The organism is Streptomyces sp. NPDC002176 (genome assembly GCF_044903645.1).
In the GTDB taxonomy this organism is placed as follows: Bacteria; Actinomycetota; Actinomycetes; order Streptomycetales; family Streptomycetaceae; genus Streptomyces.
The window spans coordinates 615,342-635,196 of sequence record NZ_JBJDQW010000003.1 but is presented as its reverse complement, the minus strand read 5'-3'; the positions used below and the strand labels follow the sequence as shown (position 1 = coordinate 635,196).

At 73.5% G+C, this 19,855-nt stretch carries 19 protein-coding genes; 11 read left to right on the top strand and 8 right to left on the bottom strand.

Translation table 11 applies throughout. The features are described from left to right. Window positions 1-9 precede the first annotated feature (9 nt). Genes ACI2LY_RS16720 through ACI2LY_RS16710 form a run of 3 tightly spaced genes read left to right on the top strand, consistent with a single transcriptional unit; the run spans window position 10 to window position 4,549 of the window. Window positions 10-1,623, top strand: coding sequence for a glycosyltransferase family 4 protein (locus ACI2LY_RS16720; protein ID WP_404707779.1), 1,614 nt, complete (start codon window positions 10-12; stop codon window positions 1,621-1,623). After that, window positions 1,620-3,263, top strand: a complete 1,644-nt coding sequence (locus ACI2LY_RS16715; protein ID WP_404707778.1) for a glycosyltransferase family 2 protein — start codon at window positions 1,620-1,622, stop codon at window positions 3,261-3,263. Before ACI2LY_RS16720 ends, ACI2LY_RS16715 begins: the two co-directional genes overlap by 4 nt. A 2-nt stretch (window positions 3,264-3,265) precedes the next feature. Further along, window positions 3,266-4,549 (top strand): nucleotide sugar dehydrogenase, encoded by a 1,284-nt coding sequence (locus tag ACI2LY_RS16710; RefSeq protein WP_404707777.1) that lies wholly within the window; start codon window positions 3,266-3,268, stop codon window positions 4,547-4,549. Here the strand turns inward: ACI2LY_RS16710 and ACI2LY_RS16705 are convergent. The 3 genes from ACI2LY_RS16705 to ACI2LY_RS16695 all read right to left on the bottom strand — a co-directional run bounded on the left by ACI2LY_RS16705 (window position 4,454) and on the right by ACI2LY_RS16695 (window position 7,499). Then, on the bottom strand, window positions 4,454-5,803 hold the full coding sequence (locus ACI2LY_RS16705; RefSeq protein WP_404707776.1) for a hypothetical protein: 1,350 nt from the start codon (window positions 5,801-5,803) through the stop codon (window positions 4,454-4,456). The genes ACI2LY_RS16710 and ACI2LY_RS16705 overlap by 96 nt on opposite strands. After that, window positions 5,800-6,423: an acyltransferase gene (locus ACI2LY_RS16700; RefSeq protein WP_404707775.1), complete on the bottom strand. Its 624-nt coding sequence runs from the start codon at window positions 6,421-6,423 to the stop codon at window positions 5,800-5,802. The genes ACI2LY_RS16705 and ACI2LY_RS16700 overlap by 4 nt, the downstream gene beginning before the upstream one ends. 86 nt (window positions 6,424-6,509) lie before the next feature. Beyond that, a complete protein-coding gene (locus tag ACI2LY_RS16695) occupies window positions 6,510-7,499 on the bottom strand; it encodes an ArsR family transcriptional regulator (RefSeq protein WP_404708158.1) in 990 nt (329 codons plus the stop codon). Between the two features lie 141 nt (window positions 7,500-7,640). Here ACI2LY_RS16695 and ACI2LY_RS16690 point away from each other — a divergent pair, with 141 nt between their 5' ends. The 5 genes from ACI2LY_RS16690 to ACI2LY_RS16670 all read left to right on the top strand — a co-directional run bounded on the left by ACI2LY_RS16690 (window position 7,641) and on the right by ACI2LY_RS16670 (window position 11,525). Continuing rightward, window positions 7,641-8,036, top strand: a complete 396-nt coding sequence (locus ACI2LY_RS16690) for a hypothetical protein (RefSeq protein ID WP_404707774.1) — start codon at window positions 7,641-7,643, stop codon at window positions 8,034-8,036. Window positions 8,037-8,086: 50 nt separating this feature from the next. Next, on the top strand, window positions 8,087-8,506 hold the full coding sequence (locus tag ACI2LY_RS16685; protein WP_404707773.1) for a hypothetical protein: 420 nt from the start codon (window positions 8,087-8,089) through the stop codon (window positions 8,504-8,506). Between the two features lie 40 nt (window positions 8,507-8,546). Continuing rightward, window positions 8,547-9,287 (top strand): D-Ala-D-Ala carboxypeptidase family metallohydrolase, encoded by a 741-nt coding sequence (locus tag ACI2LY_RS16680; RefSeq protein ID WP_404707772.1) that lies wholly within the window; start codon window positions 8,547-8,549, stop codon window positions 9,285-9,287. A gap of 87 nt (window positions 9,288-9,374) precedes the next feature. Continuing rightward, window positions 9,375-10,913 (top strand): N-acetylmuramoyl-L-alanine amidase, encoded by a 1,539-nt coding sequence (locus ACI2LY_RS16675; protein ID WP_404707771.1) that lies wholly within the window; start codon window positions 9,375-9,377, stop codon window positions 10,911-10,913. A gap of 75 nt (window positions 10,914-10,988) precedes the next feature. Further along, on the top strand, window positions 10,989-11,525 hold the full coding sequence (locus ACI2LY_RS16670; protein WP_404707770.1) for a DoxX family protein: 537 nt from the start codon (window positions 10,989-10,991) through the stop codon (window positions 11,523-11,525). A 6-nt stretch (window positions 11,526-11,531) separates the two neighbouring features. Here ACI2LY_RS16670 and ACI2LY_RS16665 read toward each other — a convergent pair whose 3' ends face one another. The 4 genes from ACI2LY_RS16665 to ACI2LY_RS16650 all read right to left on the bottom strand — a co-directional run bounded on the left by ACI2LY_RS16665 (window position 11,532) and on the right by ACI2LY_RS16650 (window position 16,509). After that, window positions 11,532-12,362 (bottom strand): glycoside hydrolase domain-containing protein, encoded by an 831-nt coding sequence (locus ACI2LY_RS16665; protein WP_404707769.1) that lies wholly within the window; start codon window positions 12,360-12,362, stop codon window positions 11,532-11,534. 406 nt (window positions 12,363-12,768) lie between these two features. Then, window positions 12,769-13,806, bottom strand: coding sequence for a rod shape-determining protein (locus ACI2LY_RS16660; protein ID WP_404707768.1), 1,038 nt, complete (start codon window positions 13,804-13,806; stop codon window positions 12,769-12,771). A gap of 137 nt (window positions 13,807-13,943) precedes the next feature. Then, window positions 13,944-15,431, bottom strand: coding sequence for an acyl-CoA synthetase (locus tag ACI2LY_RS16655; RefSeq protein WP_404707767.1), 1,488 nt, complete (start codon window positions 15,429-15,431; stop codon window positions 13,944-13,946). Window positions 15,432-15,468: 37 nt separating this feature from the next. Beyond that, window positions 15,469-16,509, bottom strand: a complete 1,041-nt coding sequence (locus ACI2LY_RS16650; protein WP_404707766.1) for a MerR family transcriptional regulator — start codon at window positions 16,507-16,509, stop codon at window positions 15,469-15,471. 152 nt (window positions 16,510-16,661) lie between these two features. Between ACI2LY_RS16650 and ACI2LY_RS16645 the strand changes: the two genes are divergently transcribed. After that, complete coding sequence (locus ACI2LY_RS16645; protein ID WP_404707765.1) at window positions 16,662-17,540, top strand: RimK family alpha-L-glutamate ligase; 879 nt, start codon at window positions 16,662-16,664, stop codon at window positions 17,538-17,540. Window positions 17,541-17,543: 3 nt separating this feature from the next. Here the strand turns inward: ACI2LY_RS16645 and ACI2LY_RS16640 are convergent, their stop codons facing one another. Beyond that, window positions 17,544-18,101, bottom strand: coding sequence for a hypothetical protein (locus ACI2LY_RS16640; protein WP_404707764.1), 558 nt, complete (start codon window positions 18,099-18,101; stop codon window positions 17,544-17,546). Between the two features lie 138 nt (window positions 18,102-18,239). Here ACI2LY_RS16640 and ACI2LY_RS16635 point away from each other — a divergent pair, with 138 nt between their 5' ends. Further along, complete coding sequence (locus ACI2LY_RS16635; protein WP_404707763.1) at window positions 18,240-19,013, top strand: IclR family transcriptional regulator; 774 nt, start codon at window positions 18,240-18,242, stop codon at window positions 19,011-19,013. After that, complete coding sequence (locus ACI2LY_RS16630) at window positions 19,010-19,855, top strand: SMP-30/gluconolactonase/LRE family protein (protein ID WP_404707762.1); 846 nt, start codon at window positions 19,010-19,012, stop codon at window positions 19,853-19,855. Before ACI2LY_RS16635 ends, ACI2LY_RS16630 begins: the two co-directional genes overlap by 4 nt.

Below are 19,855 nucleotides of genomic sequence, written 5' to 3'. Positions count from 1 at the left end.
AGGCAGGCAATGGACCCTGAGAACGGCTCCGGGACGCGCGAGCGCCGCGGACGTGTCGTCATGCTGGTGGACAACGGGGTCAACGGTGACTCGCGCGTCCAGAAGCAGGCCCGGTCGGCGGCGGACGCGGGCTGGGAGGTGATCCTGCTCGGCCGCGCGCCGAACGGCAAGGTCGCCTCCTGGAAGCTCGGCGACGCCGACGTCCGGCTGATCGAGGTCGCGGGGCACCTCGACAAGCACCCCATGTACTTCCGGCGCGCCTGGCTGCGCCGCCCGTTCGCGTACCCGCCGTTCCACGTCGCCCGGTACCGCACCGCGCAGGTCGACGCCTGGCACGCCTACCTGCGCGAGCGCCGGACGAAGCTCGACGTCGCCGCCCGCGAGGGCGGTTCGCCGCTGCGGGTCGCGGCCGGCCGGGCCGCGCTGCTGCCCAGCCGCGGGGGCGCCTTCGTCGCCAAGCGCTGGGTGGCTTTCCGACGCCACCAGTTGGAGTCCATGCAGCGGGCCAGGCGGCGCCAGGACACCCGGTACGACCGGCTGGTCGCCCGGATGCAGACGGTGCTGCGCGGCGACAGCGCCTGGCGGCGGCTGGAGCCGGGCATGTGGGACTTCGAGCTGGCCTACGGCCCGGTGATCGACCGTCTCAAGCCGGAGCTGATCCACGCCAACGACTTCCGGATGCTCGGCGTGGCCGCGCGGGCGGTCATGCGGGCGCGGGCGCGCGGCCGCTCGGTCAAGCTGGTGTGGGACGCGCACGAGTACCTGCCCGGTATCAAGCCGTGGAAGGACACCGCCCGTTGGCACCCGGCCGCGGTGGCGATGGAGCGCGAGTACGCGCCTGCCGCCGACGCGGTGGTGACCGTCTCGGAGATGCTCGCCGACATGCTGCGCGAGACCCACGGCCTGGCCGAGCGCCCGAGCGTGGTGCTCAACGCGCCGAGCGCCACCGTCGCGCCCGACCTGGCCGCCGAGCCGGTCCCCGACCTGCGCGCGCTGTGCGGGGTGGGCCCCGACGTGCCGCTGATGGTCTACAGCGGTGCCGCGGCCAAGCAGCGCGGGCTCGACATCATGGTGGAGGCGCTGCCCCGACTGGAGGGCGTGCACGCCGCGTTCGTCGTGTTGTACCCGGAGGACGGGTACATGCGGAGCCTGCGGGCCAGGGCGGCCGCGCTCGGCGTCGCCGACCGGATGCACGTACTGCCGTACGTGCCGCACTACCAGGTGTCGAGGTTCCTGGCGGCCGCCGACATCGGCGTCATCCCGATCCACCACTGGCCCAACCACGAGATCGCGCTGATCACGAAGTTCATGGAGTACGCGCACGCCCGGCTGCCGCTGGTGGTCAGCGACGTGAAGACGATGGGCGGCGTGACCGAGTCCACCGGGCAGGGCGAGGTGTTCCGGGCCGAGGACCTGGAGGACTTCGTGCGCGCGACGAAGGCGGTGCTCGCCGATCCGGCGCGGTACCGGGCGGTGTACGACCAGCCCGGCCTGCTCGACCAGTGGACATGGGAGGCGCAGGCGGAGATCCTCGACGACCTGTACGCCGATCTGCTGGACCGCCCGCGCCTGGAGCGCCCGGCGGAGCAGCCCGAACCCGCACAGACCGGAGTCAGATCGTGACCGAATCCGCACCGGCCGCGGAACCCGCCGAGCCCGATGTCACCGTCGTCGTCGCCGTGTACAACACCATGCCGTACCTCACCGAGTGCCTGAACTCCCTGGTGGAGCAGAGCATCGGCCTGGACCGGCTGGAGGTCGTCGCCGTCGACGACGGGTCGACCGACGACAGCCCGAAGGAGCTGGCCCGGTTCGCGGCCGAGCACCCCGGCGTCTTCCGGGTGATCACCCAGGAGAACTCCGGCGGCCCGGCCGCCCCCAGCAACCAGGCGCTCGACGTGGCCACCGGCCGTTACGTCTTCTTCCTCGGCTCCGACGACTACCTGGGCCCCGAGGCACTGGAGCGGATGGTGGCCGCCGCCGACGAGCACGGCACCGACGTGGTCGTCGCCAAGATGGTCGGGGTGAACGGGCGTTGGGTGCCCCAGGCGGTCTTCGAGCGCACCCGGCACGACGCGACCCTCCGCAACTCCCCGCTCCCGTGGGCGCTGTCCAACACCAAGCTCTTCCGCCGCGCGCTGATCGAGAAGCACCACCTGCGCTACCCCGAGGACCTGCCGATCCTCAGCGACCAGCCGTTCACCCTGGAGGCGTGCTTCCGCGCCGAGGGCATATCGATCCTCGACGACTACGACTACTACTTCGCGGTCCGGCGCGGCGACGAGGGCAACGTCACCTATCGCGGCAGCCTGGAGCACCGGCTGATCGGCACCGAGCGCATCATGCGGCTCACCGAGCGGTTCACCGAGACCGAGGACGAGCGCTACGGTCTCAACCGCCGCCACCTCACCAGTGAGATGTCCTTCGTGCTGGGCTACCGGCTGCTGGCCGCCGAGCCCGACGTGCGGGAGCGGATCATGGCGGGGGCCCGGCCGCTGCTGACGGACTTCGCCACCGACGCGCTGCTCGGCCGACTGCCGCTCACCGACCGCGTCCACCTGACGCTCGCCCGCTCCGGCGCCTTCGACCTGCTGCTGAGCACCCTGCGCTTCGAGGCGGAGCACGGCGGCGCCGAGCAGGTGGACGAGAAGAAGCTGCCGCTCACCGTCGTCGAAGGCCGCGCCCACCTCGGCTACCCCTTCGTCGGCGACCCCCGGTTCGCCGACCTCACGAAGCTCGTCGACCGCACCCGCGCCGCGGTGCGCGGACTCGGCAAGGCCCGGGCGTCGTTCGTCACCGACGCCGCGGGCCCCGCCCTGCTGCTCACCGCCGAGACCCCGGTACCCGGTTACGGCGGCCTCGTCCGCTCCGCGTCCCTCGGCTGCGAGCGGAAGCCCGCGGGCGGCGTACCGGCCGGCCTGGACTGCGAGGTCGGGTACACCCCGGCCGACGGCGGCACCCGGCTGAGCACCCGCGTCCCGCTCGCACCGCTGCTCGCCGCCGCGTCGGCCGCGGGCCGCACCGCCTGGTCGCTGCGCTGGCGGCTGGACACCGCCGACGGCGAGCTGCCGGTCCCGGTGGCCACCGCCCCCGGAACCACCGGTGGCCCGGCGTCCGTACGGCTGCGGCGCGGCCTGCACGTCTACCGCGCCTCCGCGACCGTCGAGTCCGACGGCGCGCTCACCTTTGTCCTGACCCCCATCCGGCTGCGCCGGGTGATCGCTCAACGCCTGCGTCGGCTGCGGGCCACCGGAAGGAAATAGCAGTGCAGATCTGTGTCGTCGCCCTGGGCAAGATCGGGCTGCCGCTCGCGGTCCAGTTCGCCGCCAAGGGCCACCGGGTGATCGGTGCCGACGTCAACGAGAAGGTCGTCGAGCAGGTCAACGCCGGGGTGGAACCGTTCCCCGGTGAGGCCGAACTCGACATCCGGCTCAAGCAGGCGGTGGAGAGCGGCCTGCTGACGGCGACCACCGACACCACCGCGGCGGTCCGCGAGGCGGACGCCGTCGTGGTCGTCGTCCCGCTGTTCGTGGACGCCGACGGTGTCCCGGACTTCGGCTGGATGGACTCCGCCACCCGCGCCATCGCCGCCGGTCTGCGTCCCGGCACCCTGGTGTCGTACGAGACGACGCTGCCGGTCGGCACCACCCGCGACCGCTGGGCGCCGATGCTCGCGGAGGGCTCCGGCCTGACCGCGGGCGAGGACTTCCACCTGGTCTTCAGCCCCGAACGGGTGCTGACCGGCCGGATCTTCGCCGACCTGCGCCGCTACCCGAAGCTGGTCGGCGGCATCGACGAGGCGTCCGCCGCGCACGGCGTCCGCTTCTACGAGGAGGTGCTGGACTTCGACGAGCGCCCCGACCTCGCGCGCCCCAACGGCGTCTGGGACCTGGGCTCCGCGGAGGCGTCGGAGCTGGCGAAGCTCGCCGAGACCACCTACCGCGACGTCAACATCGGGCTGGCCAACCAGTTCGCGCGCTTCGCCGACCAGGCGGGCATCGACGTCACCAAGGTCATCGAAGCCTGCAACACCCAGCCCTACAGCCACATCCACCAGCCGGGCATCGCCGTCGGCGGCCACTGCATCCCGATCTACCCGCGGATGTACCTGTGGAACGACCCGCAGGCCACCGTGGTCCGCTCGGCGCGCGAGGCGAACGCCGCCATGCCGCTGTACGCGGTGGACCTGCTGGCCGCCGCCTACGGCGACCTGACGGACGCCGCGGTGCTGGTGCTCGGCGCCGCCTACCGGGGCGGGGTGAAGGAGACCGCCTTCTCCGGCGTCTTCCCGACCGTCCAGGCGCTGCGGGAGCGCGGCGCGGTGCCGTACGTCTCCGACCCGATGTACACCGCGGACGAGCTGACCGCGCTCGGTCTCCCGCCGCACCGGGGGGAGACCGTCACGGCCGCCGTCCTGCAGGCCGACCACGCGGAGTACCGCGAGCTCGCGCCGTCAGACCTTCCCGAGGTGCGCGTCCTGGTCGACGGGCGCCGCACCACCGACCCGGACCGCTGGCAGGGAGTGCGCCGGGTGGTCATCGGCGGCTGAGTCCGCACCGCCCGTACGGTGCCGGGCCCGCTCCAGCAGCAGGGGCAGGCCCAGCACCGTCGGCACCCACATGAGCACCCCGAGCCGGTCCGCCTCCTGGACCAGCGGGTGCGCGGCGACCTGCACCACGCCCACCAGGGCCGTGGCCGCCGCGAACCAGCCCAGCCCGCGGCCGTGACGGGCCAGCGCCCAGCCAGCCAGCAGCGTCGGCACCACATAGACCGGCATCGTGGCCTGCTCGCCGATCCAGTGCGCCCAGTAGCGGACGTCCAGGTCGGCCAGCCGCCCCCACGGGTCCGCCACGTCCGGGGACGCGAAGTGCCGGGTGAAGGTGTCCTGGAGCGTCGTGGCCGACGACGGCAGGGCCAGTACGGACATCGCGGCGCCGGTCGCCACGGCGCCCAGCGCCGCCAGCCCGGCCAGCAGCGCCGTACCGCGGTGCCGCAGCCGCCGGGAACCGGCCCAGCAGGCCACCGCCGCGGCCGCCAGCAGCCCGGCCAGCACCAGCGCCGTGGAGTAGCGGGTGACCGCGCACACCCCGAGCGCCACCACCAGCGGCGGCGCCCCGGCCCACGGCCGCCGCCCGGTCAGCAGCACCGCGGCCCACACCGCCGCGAGGACGCACAGCGTCACCAGGCCCTCGCTGAGCGCCTGAAGACTCCAGCGGGACAGCGGGGTGGCGAGGAAGACCAGTTGCCCGCCGAGCGCGGCCGTCGGCGTCAGCCCCGCGGAGCGCAGCAGCCCGACCACCAGCAGCGAGCAGCCCGCCGCGGTCAGCAGCCCCAGCGCCCGCATGCCGTCCGCCACGCCGAAGGCGCGCACGAAGGGCGCCGCCAGCAGCGGATAGCCGGGGCGGGAGGAGAAGATGGCCTGGTAGCGGGGGTCGGCGGTGGTGATGTCCGGCGCGTCCGCCCAGCGGGCCACGCAGTCGGCCGCGGTCATCGTGCCGGTGGGCAGCGGCGCGCCGTCGAGCGGCGCCAGATCGGCGGTGGCCCGCGCCGCATCCGCGCGGGTGCGGCAGAAGGCGTCCAGCGCCTCCCGGTGCGCCTCGGCCCGGCTCTGCCCGGCGAACTGCTCCGCGGACCGCGCGTACCGGTACGAGTCCGGGTACATCGACCACTGCCCGCCCGCGGTGAACTGCAGCAGCACGAAGACGACGGCCACGGCGGCGGCGAGCGGCCAGGCGCGGGCGGTCAGCGCCCCCAGCGCGGCGGCGGCCCGGCTCGCGCCGGGCGCGGTTCCGGGCCGCGTCATGACGCGTCGGCCGCGCCCTCGGGTCCGGCCTGGGTGAGCACCCCGGCCTGCTCGGTGTAGCGCTCCCCGGTGCGCGGGCACTGCCACGTCCCCGGTTCGTCGGCGCTCTCGACGAGCCGCTCGCCCGCCCGGCCGACCCAGCCGATACGGCGGGCCGGGACCCCGGCGACCAGCGCGAAGTCCGGGACGTCCCGGGTGACCACGGCCCCGGCCGCGACCAGTGCCCAGCGCCCGACGGCGACCGGCGCCACGCACACCGAACGGGCGCCCAGCGACGCCCCCTCGCCGACGGTCACGCCCACCGCTTCCCAGTCACCGCCGCGCTTCTGCTTGCCCTCGGGGTCGACCGAGCGCGGGTACTGGTCGTTGGTGAGCACCGCGGCGGGGCCGACGAACACCCCGTCGCCGAGCACGGCGGGCTCGTAGACCAGCGCGTAGTTCTGGAGCTTGACGTTGTCGCCCATCCGCACGCCGGTGCCGACGTAGGCGCCGCGTCCGATCACGCAGCCCGCGCCGAGCACCGCCTGCTCGCGGATCTGGGCGAGTTCCCAGACGGTGGTGCCCGCCCCCAGCTCCGCGGTGGCGTCGACCTGGGCGGTGGGCTTGACCGTGTAATCCACAACTGCGCCTTTCCGAAAACGCTCCTTGATCGGCCGAGCATACGGCGCACCGCCGACACCGGGCGCGCCCGGCCCGGAACGGGGCATCACGGCTCCGCGTCCTGCCGGAGGTTCCGGCTCAGCATCGTCGCCCCCAGCAGGGTCAGTGTGTGGATGACGGAGTTGCCGTGGCGGTGGCTGGTGATGAGGCCCGCGTCCCGGAGGGCGGTGGTGTGGTGGGTGGCGGTGGCGGGGGTCACCCCGGCGCGGTGGGCGGCCTCGGTGGTGGTGGCTCCGGCGGCGGTGGCACGGAGGACCGTCGCCCGGGCCCGGCCGAGGAGGACCTCCAGGGAGGGTGAGCCCGGGGCCGCGCGGGGCGGCTCGTGGTGGAGGGAGTAGATGAGGACGGGGGGCAGGGTCGGGTCGGCCAGGGAGACCGGGCCCTTCCAGCAGAAGTACGAGGGGATCAGGAGCAGCCCGCGGCCCTCCAGGCGGATGTCGTGCTCCGTCGGGTACGCGCCGATCTCCAGCAGGGGATGACGCCAGCGGACCGTGGGGCCGAGCCCCCCGAGCAGGCCCTCGGTGCCGCCGTCGAGCAAGTGCCGGGCCAGGCGCACGCGTTCGGTGTGGACGCCCTCGTGCATCCACTCCTCGTGGGGCTCGATCACGGTGCGGTGGTAGGCCCGCAGGACGCTCACCAGCTCCTCGCGGGCCCCCTTCTCCGGCAGCCGGGCCAGGTGGGGCGGGATACGTCTTATCCGGGCCAGCGCCGCCAGTTCCGCCGTCACCCGGGCCGGGGGCGTGGCCAGGATCGCCGTCAGGCCCGCTTCCAGGCCGTACGCGCCCTCCAGCGGGGTGAGGAAGTCCGGCCAGTACGACGCGCGGGGATAGAGCGGGAGCAGGGTCCGGCGTACCGCGTTCTCCAGCCCGGCCTCCCGTAACCGCTCGCGGGCCGTGCGGTACCAGGCCGCGTACGCCCAGCGGCCCGCCGGGGTCTGGAAGCGGTGGAGGCTGGCGGCGATCTCCCACAGGGGGTGCGGGGCGGCGGCGACCCGGGTCCGGGCCAGATCCTCGGCCGAGAAGTGGAAGCGAAGCACGCTCAACACCCTTTCCACCGCCGTCATTTGACCCTCTTCGAATGAGCATGACAGCCGATGGCGCACACCGGAGCATGAACTCGCTCCGCCGCACCGATCCCCGAGGCACCACCCGCACCTTCCGCACACCGAAGGAACCCGATGGCGAAGATCCTCACCCACCCGGCCGCGGCGGCGGCCCTGCTCGCGGCCCTCGCCGTCTCGGCGCCCGCCACCGCGTCGGCCGCCCCCGCCCCCGTGGCGGCCGCCAGCTGCTACGGCGGCGCCGTCACCGTGAACTACGGCGACGCCGTCGAGTTCGGCCCCTACACCACCACCTCCCGCTGCGCCGACATCAACCTCCGCATGGTCAGCGGCGACGCCGAATTCGTCTGGGCCTGCGTGAAGTTCACCCGCGTCGGCGAGTGCAACTACTGGACCAAGGTCGGCCGGAGCTGGAAGACCATCGCCACCGACGTCAAGGACGGCAGCAAGTTCACCGTGCCCCTCGGCGTCGACCTCGAAGGCTCCTCCGCGCGCGTCCAGATCGCTTTCTGACACCCGCAACGGTCCTCAACTCCCGCTCTCCTCAAGTGATCGGACCCACCATGACCCGCACCCGGAGAACGGCGGCCGTCCTCGCCGCCGCGACCGCGCTCCTCGCCGCCGGAGCCACCGCGCCCGCCGTCGCCCAGCCCGAGCAGGCCGCCGCCACCTCCTGCTACGGCGGCGCCAAGTCCCTCACCTACCGCTACTCCACCGCCGCGGTCGAGTACGGCACCTACACCACCACCTCGCGCTGCGGCGACATCAACATCAAGCTCAGCAGCTCCGCCACCGGCTTCCTGGACGCCTGCATCGTCTTCGTGGACCACACCACGCTGTGCAACCACGACAACACCTACTCGACGTTCGGCCCCCAGTGGGCGACCGTCGCCACCGACGTCAAGGACGGCACCCGCTTCAAGCTCCGCGTGCACGCCTACGACACCGACGCCCAGAACGTCCCGTTCCAGCTCGCCTTCTGACCGCAGACGCCTTCTGACCGTTCGTAAAAGGGAGTTCACGATGACCTTCTCTCCGAACCGCCGCACCATCCTGCGCGGCACCCTCGCCGCCACCGCGGGCGTCTTCGCCGGGCCCGTCCTGCTCTCGGGCAGCGCGCAGGCGTACAACTGGACACGCACCATGAACCAGGGCGCCACCGGCGCCGATGTGACCGAGCTGCAGATCCGGGTGGCCGGCTGGGCGGCGGACTCCGCCTCGCAGTCGCGGGTGAGCGTCGACGGCGACTTCGGCCCGGGTACGGCCGCCGCGGTCCGCCGGTTCCAGGCCGCGTACGGTCTCTCCGCCGACGGCAGCGCCGGGCCCGCGACCCAGGCGCAGCTCAACGCCCTGGAGCAGTCGGACGGTTCGACCGCGCACTTCAACTGGAGCGAGTTCTACGACCGTTCGAGCGGCAACTTCAACGGCGGCAAGGTGAGCGCGGCCGCCGTCAAGGAGAACGCCCGCCGGGCCATGTACAAGCTGGAGGCGCTGCGCAAGAAGCTCGGCAACGTGCCGATCACCGTCAACTCCGGCTTCCGCAGCATCGCGCACAACGCCGAGATCGGCGGCGCCAGCGACAGCATGCACCTCTACGGCACCGCCGCCGACCTAGACGTGCCCGGCGTCGCCAACCGCACCGTCTACCAGAAGGCCGAGACCTGCGGCTTCTCCGGCCTGGAGCGGTACGACGTCGACCACCAGCACGTCGACAGCCGCGCCGACCTCGGCCGCTCCTGGTGGTGGGAGAGCGGCACCATCTAAAGCCGCCGCAGCCCAGGGGCCGGGGACCGCACGAGGTCCCCGGCTTCCCCGCACCTCCACCACCCCCACCCGGAAGGTCACACCCCCATGCCCCGCATACCCCTGGGCCGCGCGGCCCTCGCCGGTCTCGGCACCCTGGCCGTGATCGCCGCCGCCGTGCAGCCCGTCAGCGCCGCACCCCGGACGGACAGAGCCGAGGGCCCCGTCGCCCACGCCTTCAGCAGCGCGGCGGCCGAGTACGGCGTCCCGCGCGACCTCCTGATCGCCCTCGGCTACAGCGAGACCCACCTCGACGGCCACGACGGCCTGCCCAGCCAGGCGGGCGGCTACGGTGTGATGCACCTGGTCAGCAACCCCGACCAGCACACCCTGGAGCTGGCGTCCCGGCTGACCGGTGACACCGCCCGCGAGCTGCGCACCGACACCGCCGCCAACATCCGCGGCGGCGCCGCCGTGCTGCGCTCCTACGCCGACCACGCCGGACTGAGCCAGGCCGAGCGCCGCGACACCGACACCTGGTACCCGCTCCTCGCCCGGTACGGCGGCGCCACCGACCCCGCCACCGCCCGGCTCTACGCCGACACCGTCTACACCTTCCTGGCCAAGGGCGTCACCGCCCGCGCCGAGGGCGGCGAGCAGCTGACCCTGCCCGCCCGCAAGGTCGCCCCCGAGCGCGGCAGCCTCGCTCCGGCCGCGCAGAGCCCCGACTACCCCTCCGCCCTCTGGGTCCCGGCCAACTCCGCCAACTACGCGGTCGGCCGCACGGCCGCGATCAGCAAGGTCGTCATCCACGTCACCGAGGGCTCGTACGCCGGGACGATCAGCTGGTTCCAGAACCCGTCGGCGCAGGTCAGCGCGCACTACGTGGTGCGCTCCTCGGACGGCCAGATCACCCAGATGGTGCGTGAGAAGGACACCGCCTGGCACGCCCGGTCCGGGAACGCGACCGGCGTCGGCATCGAGCACGAGGGGTACATAAACAACCCCAGCTGGTTCACCGACGCGATGTACCGCTCCTCCGCCGCGCTGACCGCCTCCATCTGCGCCCGCTACGGCATCCCCAAGGACCGCGCGCACATCGTCGGCCACTCCGAGGTGCCCGGCAACGACCACACCGACCCCGGTCCGAACTGGAACTGGACCTACTACATGCAGCTGGTCGGCGGCAGCACCGGCGGCGGCGAGGTGCAGCTCAGCTTCCCGTCGTACGACACCCTGCGCTCCGGCTCCACCGGCGCCCAGGTCTCGGCCGCGCAGTCGCTGCTCAACGCGCAGGGCTTCGACGCGGGCACCGTCGACGGCAGCTTCGGCACCAAGACCACCTCGGCCGTGACCGCCTTCCAGAAGGCGCGGGGACTCGGCGCCGACGGTGTGGTGGGCGCCCGTACCTGGACCGCGCTGCTCTCGGCGGGCAGCACGCCCGCGCTCAGCCAGGGCAGCACCGGCGCCGCCGTCCAGCGCCTCCAGCGGGCCCTGACCGCGGCCCTCGGGCGGACGATCACGGCGGACGGCGACTTCGGCTCGGGCACCGGACAGGCGGTACGCGACTACCAGACCAGCCGCTCCCTCGGCGTCGACGGTCAGGTCGGCCCGGCCACCTGGGGCGCGCTGCAGGCCGGACGCTAATAGCCTGGGAAGGCACGTGCGGGGGGAGCCGCCCGTACCTTCCGACCCAGGTGGGGGGCCTTCGGAGCATCGCCCATGACCACTACGCGTACCGACCGACCCGCCCGTGCCACGGACCGCACCCTGTTCGGTTCCGCCGCCGACTGGGGGCTGCTGCTCATCAGAGTGACCTTCGGTCTGGTGATGGCGGCCCACGGGGCGCAGAAGCTGTTCGGGATCTTCGGCGGGCAGGGGCTCACCGCGACCGGCAAGGGGTTCGAAGCCCTCGGTTACCGGCCGGGCAAGGTCTTCGCCACCATCGCGGGCCTGTCCGAGCTGGTCGGTGGCCTCGGCCTCGCCGTCGGCCTGCTGACCCCCCTGGCCTGCGCCGCGCTGATCGGCGTCATGATCAACGCGATGGCGCTGGTCACGGCCCAGCACGGCCTGTGGGCGTCCGACGGCGGTCTCGAGTACAACCTCTGCATCGCCGCCGTAGCCCTCGGCATCGCCGCGACCGGCCCCGGCCGCCTGTCCTTCGACCGCTTCTTCCCCTGGGGCCGGGGCGGCTGGTGGTCCGCCGCCCTGGCCCTCGGCCTGGGCGGCATCGGCGCGGCGATCACCCTCAGCCTGTAGGCCCGCTCAGCCGACGATCGCGACCGGCGCGTCCCACGCGTCGCGGTCCACCGTGATCGTGTAACCGCCGCGCGTCTCCTTGCTGTTGACCATGTACTGGTGGGCGCGGCTGTGGTCGGTGAACTGCTTCGGGTTCCAGGGCCAGTCGGCCGTGGTGGTGTCCTGGCCGTCCCACAGGGCGTACCAGAGGTTGCCCGGCAGGTCGGTCTTGTCGGTGGCGGTGGCGACTGCCTTCGCGCTGGAGCTGGTGAAGCCGTAGTAGCCCGCGCGGTACACCTTGGCGCGCAGCGTCTTGCTGAAGGAACGGACGTACGTCAGCACGGCGTCGTTGCACGCCTTGTTCGCGGTGTCGTACGGCTCCATGTCGAGGTAGATCGCGCTGCCCGTCTTCATGCCGAGCGCGGACGCCTTGGCCACCGCGTCCTTCGCGTCCGTCGCGCCGAGGGAGGCCGCGTTGGCGGTGGTCATCTTCTCCGGGTTGGCGCTCTTCTGGCAGGGCGGCTGGGCGCCGACGTAGAGCGGGATCAGCTTCCAGCCCAGGGAGTTGACCGACTTGACCCAGGAAGCGGTCAGGTTCGGCTGCGCGCAGCCGCGGTTCTTGCCGCCGATGTAGACGGCGGCGGCGCCGTAGTAGCCGTTCGCCTTCCATGCCTTCATCGCCGTGGCGGACGGCGCCGTGCAGGTGTCGAAGGCGCGGCCGGTGAAGGTCTTCTGCGCGGGCCAGACCGTGGCCGCGCTGGACGCCTGCGCCGCGATCCCGGCACCGGCGACGACCGCGACCCCCGCGGCGCCCCAGGCGATGTAACGGCTCTTCTTGGACAGCCGATGGCTGGACATCCCCACCCCAGATGCTCATGCCCCCGGGCGCGCGGACGGCGCCGCGAGGGGCGAACGATGTGACTTCAGGTACGGCGGTCGCCCGTTGCGGGACCGCGGACGTACGAAGTGACAGCACTCTAATGGAAGGGGTGTGCGAGGGGGATGTGCGCTCGTGTGCCGGTTTCCGTCAAGTGGCCCGGAGAACGGGGTGATCGCATTCTTTTCGCCGGGCGGGCTTGGGGCGGTCGCGTTCTGGGCACCGTCCTCCTACCGGTGTTCGGTGTCGGTTGGGAGGAGGGTGACGTGGAGCGTCAAATTCGGGTACGGGTCAGTCGTCGGCCTGCGGCTCCGCGGGGCCAGGAGATCGACCGCAGGACGCCCTCGGGGCGCGTCCTGCCGTACTGAGACCGGGCGGCGGCGGCCGTCAGGCGGCCAGCGGTGCCAGGACGAGGGGGGCGATCTTCCCCTCCAGCATGGCGCCCAGGCCCTGCACGGCACAGATGTCGGGGCGTTCCGCGATGTGCACCGGGATGCCGATGGCCTCCTGGAGCATCTGGTCCAGGCCCGGCAGCAGCGCGGTGCCGCCGACCATCATGATGCCCCGGTCCACCAGGTCGGCCACCAGGTCCGGCGGGCAGTCCCGGAGCACCTTGCCGATGCCGTCCAGGACGGCCAGCAGCGGGGTGTGGATCGCGGTGCGCATCGCCGCCGTGTCCACCCGCACACTGCGCGCCAGGCCGGTGGCCACGTCCCGGCCGTGGATCTCGGTGGACACCGGGCCCTGCGGGGTCAGCCCGTTGTCCGACAGGGCGATCTGCAGCGGCCGCACCGACTGGCTGGGCAGCATCAACTCGTGCTTGTGCCGCAGGTGTTGCACGATCGCCCGGTCCACCGCCTCGCCGCCCACCGGAATGCGCTCGGCCGTGACGATCGACCCCAGCGACAGCACCGCCACCTGGGTCGCCGCCGCCCCGCACACCATGACCATGGTGGCTTCGGGGCGTTCCACCGGAAGTCCGCAGCCGACGGCCGCCGCGATCAGCGTGTCCACCAGCTCCACCCGCCGCGCGCCCAGCCCGACCAGCGTCTCGATCGTCGCCCGGCGCGCCAGCGGGTCCGCCTCGTGCGGGGTGCACGCCGCCGCGCGGAGCCGGGGCTTGCGGCGCAGGGCGCGGCGCATCTTGTCGCCGAGCAGATGCCGCAGCATGCGCTGCGCCATCTCGATGTCCACGACCGTGCCGCCGGACACCGGCCGCACCACGCGGATGTACTGCGGGGTGCGCCCGGTCATCTGCTCCGCGAAGTCACCGACCGCGATGAGCGCGCCGGTCCGGGTGTTCACGGCCGCCACCGAGGGCTGGTCGACGACGAGTCCGGCGCCCTTCACATAGACGCGGGTGCGGGCCGCGCCCAGGTCGACGGCGAAGTGGCAGCGGCCCAACTGCTCCAGGCTGACGGTCACGGCAGTTCCTCCCGAGTGCGCTGACCATGGGCGGCCACCGGATTCGGGGCCTCAGTGGAATCCTGCGCGGGCACCGGCGGGGGTGCCTTCTGGAGGGGGCCGGGCGGGGCGCCGCCGAACGGGGGGTTTCGGCGCGACTATGCCGTGTCGGGCTGGCCCTCGGGGGCCGGGGGTGTCAGCGGGGCCGGGACTGTCAGCGCGCGCTTCATGATCTTTCCCATGTCGTTGCGGGGGAGCGCGGGAAGCAGGTGCAGCACGCGGGGCCGCTTGTGCGGGGCCAGCCGGGCGGCCACATGACCCGCCAACTCGGTTAGCGCGGGCGGGCTTTCGGGGTCCGAGGGCACCACCCAGGCCACCACCCGCTCGCCCAGGTCCGCGTCCGGCTCCCCGGTGACGGCCGCCTCCGCGACCGCCGGGTGCTCCAGCAGCGCGTTCTCGATCTCGCCCGCCCCGATCTTGTAACCCCCGCTCTTGATCAGGTCGGTGGCCTTCCGGCCGACGATCCGGACGTACCCGTCGGCCTCCCGCACCGCCACGTCCCCGGTGCGGAACCAGCCGTCGGCCGTGAACGCGGCCTCGGTCGCGTCGGGCCGGTTCAGATACCCGGTGAACAGGTTCGGGCCGCGCACCTGGATCTCGCCCACGCTCTCCCCGTCCCGCGCGCTCACCTCGGTGCCGTCCTCCTCCACCAGCCGCAGCTCCACCCCGGGCAGCGGTACGCCCACGGTGCCCGCGCGGGCCTCGCCGTCGACGCGTACGGAGGTGTTCATCAGGGTCTCCGTCATGCCGTACCGCTCGATCACCCGGCGTCCGGTCGCCGCCGCGATCCGCTCGTGGTCGTGCACCGGCAGCGCGGCCGAGCCCGAGACCAGCAGCCGGGCCCCGCCGAGGGCCTTCGCCAGCTCCGGGTCGGACGGCAGGGCCTCCGCCAGCCGGTGGTACATCGTGGGCACGCCGAACACCATGGTCGCGCCGTCGTTCAGCTCGCGGGTCACGCCCTCGGGGGAGAAGCGGCCCAGATGCCGCACCGAGCCGCCGCGCCGGAACGGGCCGAGGACGCCGAGGACGAGTCCGTGCACATGGAACAGGGGCAGACCGTGCACCAGCACGTCCTCCCCGGTCCACCGCCAGGCGTCGGCCAGCGCGTCCAGGGTCGCGGCGAGCGCGCGGCGCGGGACGACGGCACCCTTCGGCGGGCCGGTGGTGCCGGAGGTGTAGACGATCAGCGCCGGGTCCTCGTCCCCGTGGGTGTCCTCGGGGACCTGGCCGGTGCCGGAGACCTCCAGTCGGGGCAAGTCCGCCATTACCGGCGGGAGTTCGGCGCCCGGCGCGGTCAGCAGCAGCGCCGGTTCGCTGTCGGCGAGGATGTGCGCCAGCTCCCCTTCCCCCGACCTGGGGTTGAGCGGCACCGCGGCCGTCCCGGCGAGCAGCGCGCCGGTCACCGCCACGGCGGTCTCCAGCTCGGGCGTCGCCCACACGGCGACCCGGCCGAGGCCGCGCAGGTGCCCGGCCACCGCCCCGGCGGCGGAGGCGAGTTCCGCGTAGGTCAGCGACCGGGCGCCGAAACGCAGCGCCGTCCTTCCAGCCGTCCGGGGGTCCGTCAGGGCGGGGAACAGGGAGGACACGCGGGACTCCTTCGCTGCCGGGTACGACAGCCCCTTCCTACCCCACGTCACCCACCACACAGCTCACATTGTCCGGCCCGCCCGCCGCGTTGGCCGCGTCGACCAGCGCCCGTACGGCCGTCTCCGGGTCCGGGGCCGCGGTGAGCAGCTCCCTGATCCGGTCGTCCGGGACGACACCGGTGAGACCGTCCGAGCAGAGCAGGTAGCGGTCGCCGGGGCGGGCCTCGTGCAGGCGGAGGTCCGGTTCGGCGCCGAGGGACTTCAGCAGCAGCGACCGCTGCGGGTGGCTCTCGGCCTCCGCCGGGGTGAGGCGGCCCTCGTCCAGCAGCGACTGGACCACGCTGTGGTCGTGGGTGATCCGGAACAGCTCGCCCTCGCGCAGCAGACAGGCCCGCGTGTCCCCGATGTGCGCCAGGGCCAGCCCCGACCCCGTCCACAGCAGCGCGGTCAGCGTGGTGCCCGCGTCCTCGGCCCCCTCCGTGACGTCCCGTACGGCATCGCCCGCGCCGCGCACGGCGTCGGCCAGCAGGTTCAGCACATTGCCCGGCCGCACCCCGTCCCCCTCGTCGAGGAACCGCAGCGCCTCGACGGCGGCCCCGCTGGCGGGAGCCCCGGCCGCGCCGAAGCCGTCGGCCACGGCGAGCAGCCTGCGGCCCGCGTACACGGAGTCCTGGTTGGCGTGGCGGACGTGCCCCCGGTCGGAGTGGGCGGCACAGCGCAGTTCCAGCATGGTGGTTCCCTCTCTCGGTGCTTCGGTCAACTCCGTCACGAGGAACGCGGCGAGATCCCGCCGTACGGCCGTCTTCGCCTCGACCCGGGCCCAGTACGCCCGGACCTCCCGCGCCGCGTCCGCCCCGGTCAGGGCGGACACCGCGCGGATCTCCGCCAGCGGCATCCCGAGCCGCCGCAGCCACGCCACCAGCCGGGCCCGGTCCAACTGGACGACGGCGTAGTAGCGGTAGCCGGTGTACGGATCGACGCGTGCGGGGCGCAGCAGGCCCAGCTCGTCGTAGAGCCGCAGGGCCTTCGGGGAGAGCCCGGACGCCTTGGCGAACGCGCCGATGGTCAGCAGATCCATGTCCGTGCAAGCTCCCTGGAAAGGCCGGTTCCTCGCTTCGCCACCGATGCTGGGGCTTCACCGAAGGGGAAGGTCAACCGGGGTGTGCCGGTTCCGGGGCGGTTGCTAGCCTCGCGAGCACCGAGCCGACGCAGACGACCAGGGAGCCCGCCGTGCCGCGTATCGCCCTCGCCACCTATGACCCCGGCACCGAGCCCAGCAAGGACCCCGATCTGGTCGGTCTGGTCGCTCAGTTGCGGGCGGCGGGCGCCGACGCCGAGGCCCGGTTCTGGGACGACCCGGACGCCGACTGGGCCGCCTACGACCTCGTCCTCATCCGCTCCACCTGGGACTACACCTGGCGCACCGCCGAGTTCCTGGCCTGGGTGGACCGGGCTGACGCGCTGACCCTGCTGCTCAACCCGGCCGACGTGGTGCACTGGAACGTCGACAAGCGCTACCTCGGCGAACTGGCCGACGCGGGCGTCCCGACCGTCCCCACCCGCTACCTCCCGCCCGGCGCCGAACCGGACCTGCCGACCGGGCACGAGTACGTGATCAAGCCCGCCTCGGGCGCGGGAGCCCGGTACGCGGCCCGGTACACGCCCGAGGAACGAGAGCTGGCGGTGCGGCAGTTGGCGCACATGCACGCCGAGGGCCTGACCGCGATGGTGCAGCCGTACATGCGGAGCGTCGACCAACGCGGAGAGCGGGCGCTGCACTTCTTCGGCGGCCGCCTGCTGCACGCCAGCCGCAAGGGTGCCGTCCTCGCCTCGGGCACGCCCTTCGACGCCGCCAAGACCGCCCACCCGAGCCTGGCGAAATGGCAGCCGACAGCAGCCGAACTGGACGTGGCCGAGCGGGCGTTGGCGTCGGTACCCGGCGGTGCCGAGCGGCTGCACTACGGCCGGGTCGACCTCATCGACGGCGAGGACGGGGAGCCCTGCGTGCTGGAGCTGGAACTCGTCGAGCCCCACCTCTTCCTCGACCTGCACCCGGAGTCCCGGCCCCGCGTCGCCCAGCTCATCATCGAGGCGGCCAAGGGAAGTTGAGGCTCAGTCCCGCAGGGCCGTCCGCTGGAGTAGGCCCCAGGTGAACTCGGCGGCCATCTCGTGCCGTACCCCGTCCCGGTCCGGCGCGGTGAAGGCGAGCGCCTGGCGGCTCGGGGCGGTGCCCTGGATCGGGCGGGCCGGGGCGAAGGCGGCGGCCACCTCCTCCAGGGTGCAGGACCACGGGGTGAGGTCCTCCAGCGTGCTCAGCTGGGGAGCCGGGGCGTCCGGGGCGCGCACCAGCCACTCGTTCCACACCGCCCCGCCCTGCCCGACCAGCACCTCGAAGCGCAAGGCAGGCCAGAGGGGCAGCGCCCACCGCCACGCCTCGCACTCCAGGTCGCCGACCCGGCGCGGCTCGACCGACTCCGGCTCGCCCAGCACCGCGCGATAACGAGTCGCGGCAGCCCGTGACCTGGGCGAACGGGCCATCGCCTGCCAGTGTTTGTTCGCCTCCCGCATCTCGGTCGCCGAGGCGCCGAGCCGCCTGCGGGCGTCCTCCGCCAGCTCCGGATTGTGGTCGGCCATGCGGCGCAGCAGCACCAGGGAGAAGTCGAGAGCCATGCGCCCCATGGTGCCCGGCACCCGGGCGACCGTTGCCCGTGCGACCCGCGCTGACTAGCCTGTGTTCGCCCCACCGGTCGCCGGTCGGGGTATCGAACACGGGCCACCGTGCCCGTAGAGCAGGCAAGGAGGCCGGACGTGGGACGCCTCGTGCCCGCCGTGACGCGGGCTTTCGACATCCTGGAGCTGTTCCTCGACGGGGACGGCACCCTCTCCGCACCCGACATCGTGCGCCGACTCGACCTCCCGCGCACCACCGTGCACGAACTGGTCACCACCCTCGCCGCCCGCTCCTACCTGGTACCGGTACCGGGACAGCCCGGCCGGTACCGGCTCGGCGTGCGCCCGTACCAGCTCGGCAGCCGGTACGCCGAGCAGCTCGACCTCGCCGCCGAGGGCCGGGAGGTCGCCCGTGGTGTCGCCGAGACCTGTGACGAGACGGTCCATGTGGCGCTGCTGGAGGACACCGACGTCATCTACATCGCCAAGGTCGACTCCACGCACGCCGTCCGCATGGTCTCCGCGGCCGGGCGCAGGCTGCCCGCGCACTGCACGGCGGTCGGCAAGATGCTGCTGGCCTCGCTGCCCGCGCCGGAGCTGGCCGCACGCGTCCCGGACGGCGCCGAGCTGGCCGCGATGACCCCCGACAGCCTCACCGACCCCGGCGCACTGCGGGACGCCCTCGCCGAGATCCGGCGCCGGGGCGTCGCGGTGGAGCGCCGCGAGTCCAACCCGGACGTGAGCTGCGTCGCCGCGCCCGTCCGCGACCGCACCGGACGCGTGGTCGCCGCCCTGTCCATCTCGGTACCGACGGTCCGCTGGAGCGAGGAACGCCGTACCGAACTGGAGGCGTTGGTCGTGCGGGGCGCCGCCGAACTCTCCGAGCGGCTCGGCCACCGGGAGGCGGCGTGAGCGGCTACGAGGTCGCCGTCGCGGCCCGGGCCGAGCTGGGCGAGGGCCCGACCTGGGACCCGGCCACCGGCCGCCTGCTCTGGGTGGACGTCCTGGGCAGCCGCGTACACACCTACGCCCCCGCCACCGGCCGCCGCACGGTCCGCACCACCGGCCAGCACGTCGGCGCCGCCAAGCCCCGCACCCACGGCGGCCTGGTGCTCAACCTGCGCGACGGCGTCGCCCTCCTCGACCCCGACGACACCTTCCGCTGGCTGCACCGCGACCCGGTGCCCGACCGCCGCGCCAATGACGCGGCCGTCGCCCCCGACGGCTCCCTCTGGGCCGGCACCATGCGCTACGACGAGGCCACCGGCGGCGGCACCCTGACCCGGCTGACCGGCGACGGCACGGCCGAGACGATCCTGTCGGACGTCACCGTGAGCAACGGCATCGGCTGGAGCCCGGACGGCACCCGCATGTACTACGTCGACAGCCCCACCCGGCGCGTCGACGTCTTCGACCACGACGGCGACGGCGTCCGGAACCGGCGCACCCTGGCCGTGATCGAGGACGGCGCGGGCTTCCCGGACGGGCTGACCGTCGACGCGGCGGGCTGCGTCTGGGTGGCGCTGTGGGACGGGGGAGCGGTCCGCCGCTACACCCCCTCCGGCGTCCTGGACCGCGAGATCCGGCTGCCGGTCCCGCGCACCACCGCCTGCGCCTTCGGCGGCCCCGCCCTGACCGACCTGTACATCACCACCGCCCGCGTCGGCCTCACCGCGCCCACCCCGCTGTCGGGTTCGGTCCTGGTGGTGCCGGACGCGGGCCAGGGTCTGCCCCAGCCGCCGTTCGACGGATAG

Coding starts and splice junctions, on each gene's coding strand:
- ACI2LY_RS16720 (WP_404707779.1), top strand. CDS start 10: ATGGACCCTGAGAACGGCTCCGGGACGCGCGAGCGCCGCGGACGTGTC.
- ACI2LY_RS16705 (WP_404707776.1), bottom strand. CDS start 5,803: ATGACGCGGCCCGGAACCGCGCCCGGCGCGAGCCGGGCCGCCGCCGCG.
- ACI2LY_RS16690 (WP_404707774.1), top strand. CDS start 7,641: ATGGCGAAGATCCTCACCCACCCGGCCGCGGCGGCGGCCCTGCTCGCG.
- ACI2LY_RS16685 (WP_404707773.1), top strand. CDS start 8,087: ATGACCCGCACCCGGAGAACGGCGGCCGTCCTCGCCGCCGCGACCGCG.
- ACI2LY_RS16680 (WP_404707772.1), top strand. CDS start 8,547: ATGACCTTCTCTCCGAACCGCCGCACCATCCTGCGCGGCACCCTCGCC.
- ACI2LY_RS16675 (WP_404707771.1), top strand. CDS start 9,375: ATGCCCCGCATACCCCTGGGCCGCGCGGCCCTCGCCGGTCTCGGCACC.
- ACI2LY_RS16670 (WP_404707770.1), top strand. CDS start 10,989: ATGACCACTACGCGTACCGACCGACCCGCCCGTGCCACGGACCGCACC.
- ACI2LY_RS16665 (WP_404707769.1), bottom strand. CDS start 12,362: ATGTCCAGCCATCGGCTGTCCAAGAAGAGCCGTTACATCGCCTGGGGC.
- ACI2LY_RS16650 (WP_404707766.1), bottom strand. CDS start 16,509: ATGGATCTGCTGACCATCGGCGCGTTCGCCAAGGCGTCCGGGCTCTCC.
- ACI2LY_RS16640 (WP_404707764.1), bottom strand. CDS start 18,101: ATGGCTCTCGACTTCTCCCTGGTGCTGCTGCGCCGCATGGCCGACCAC.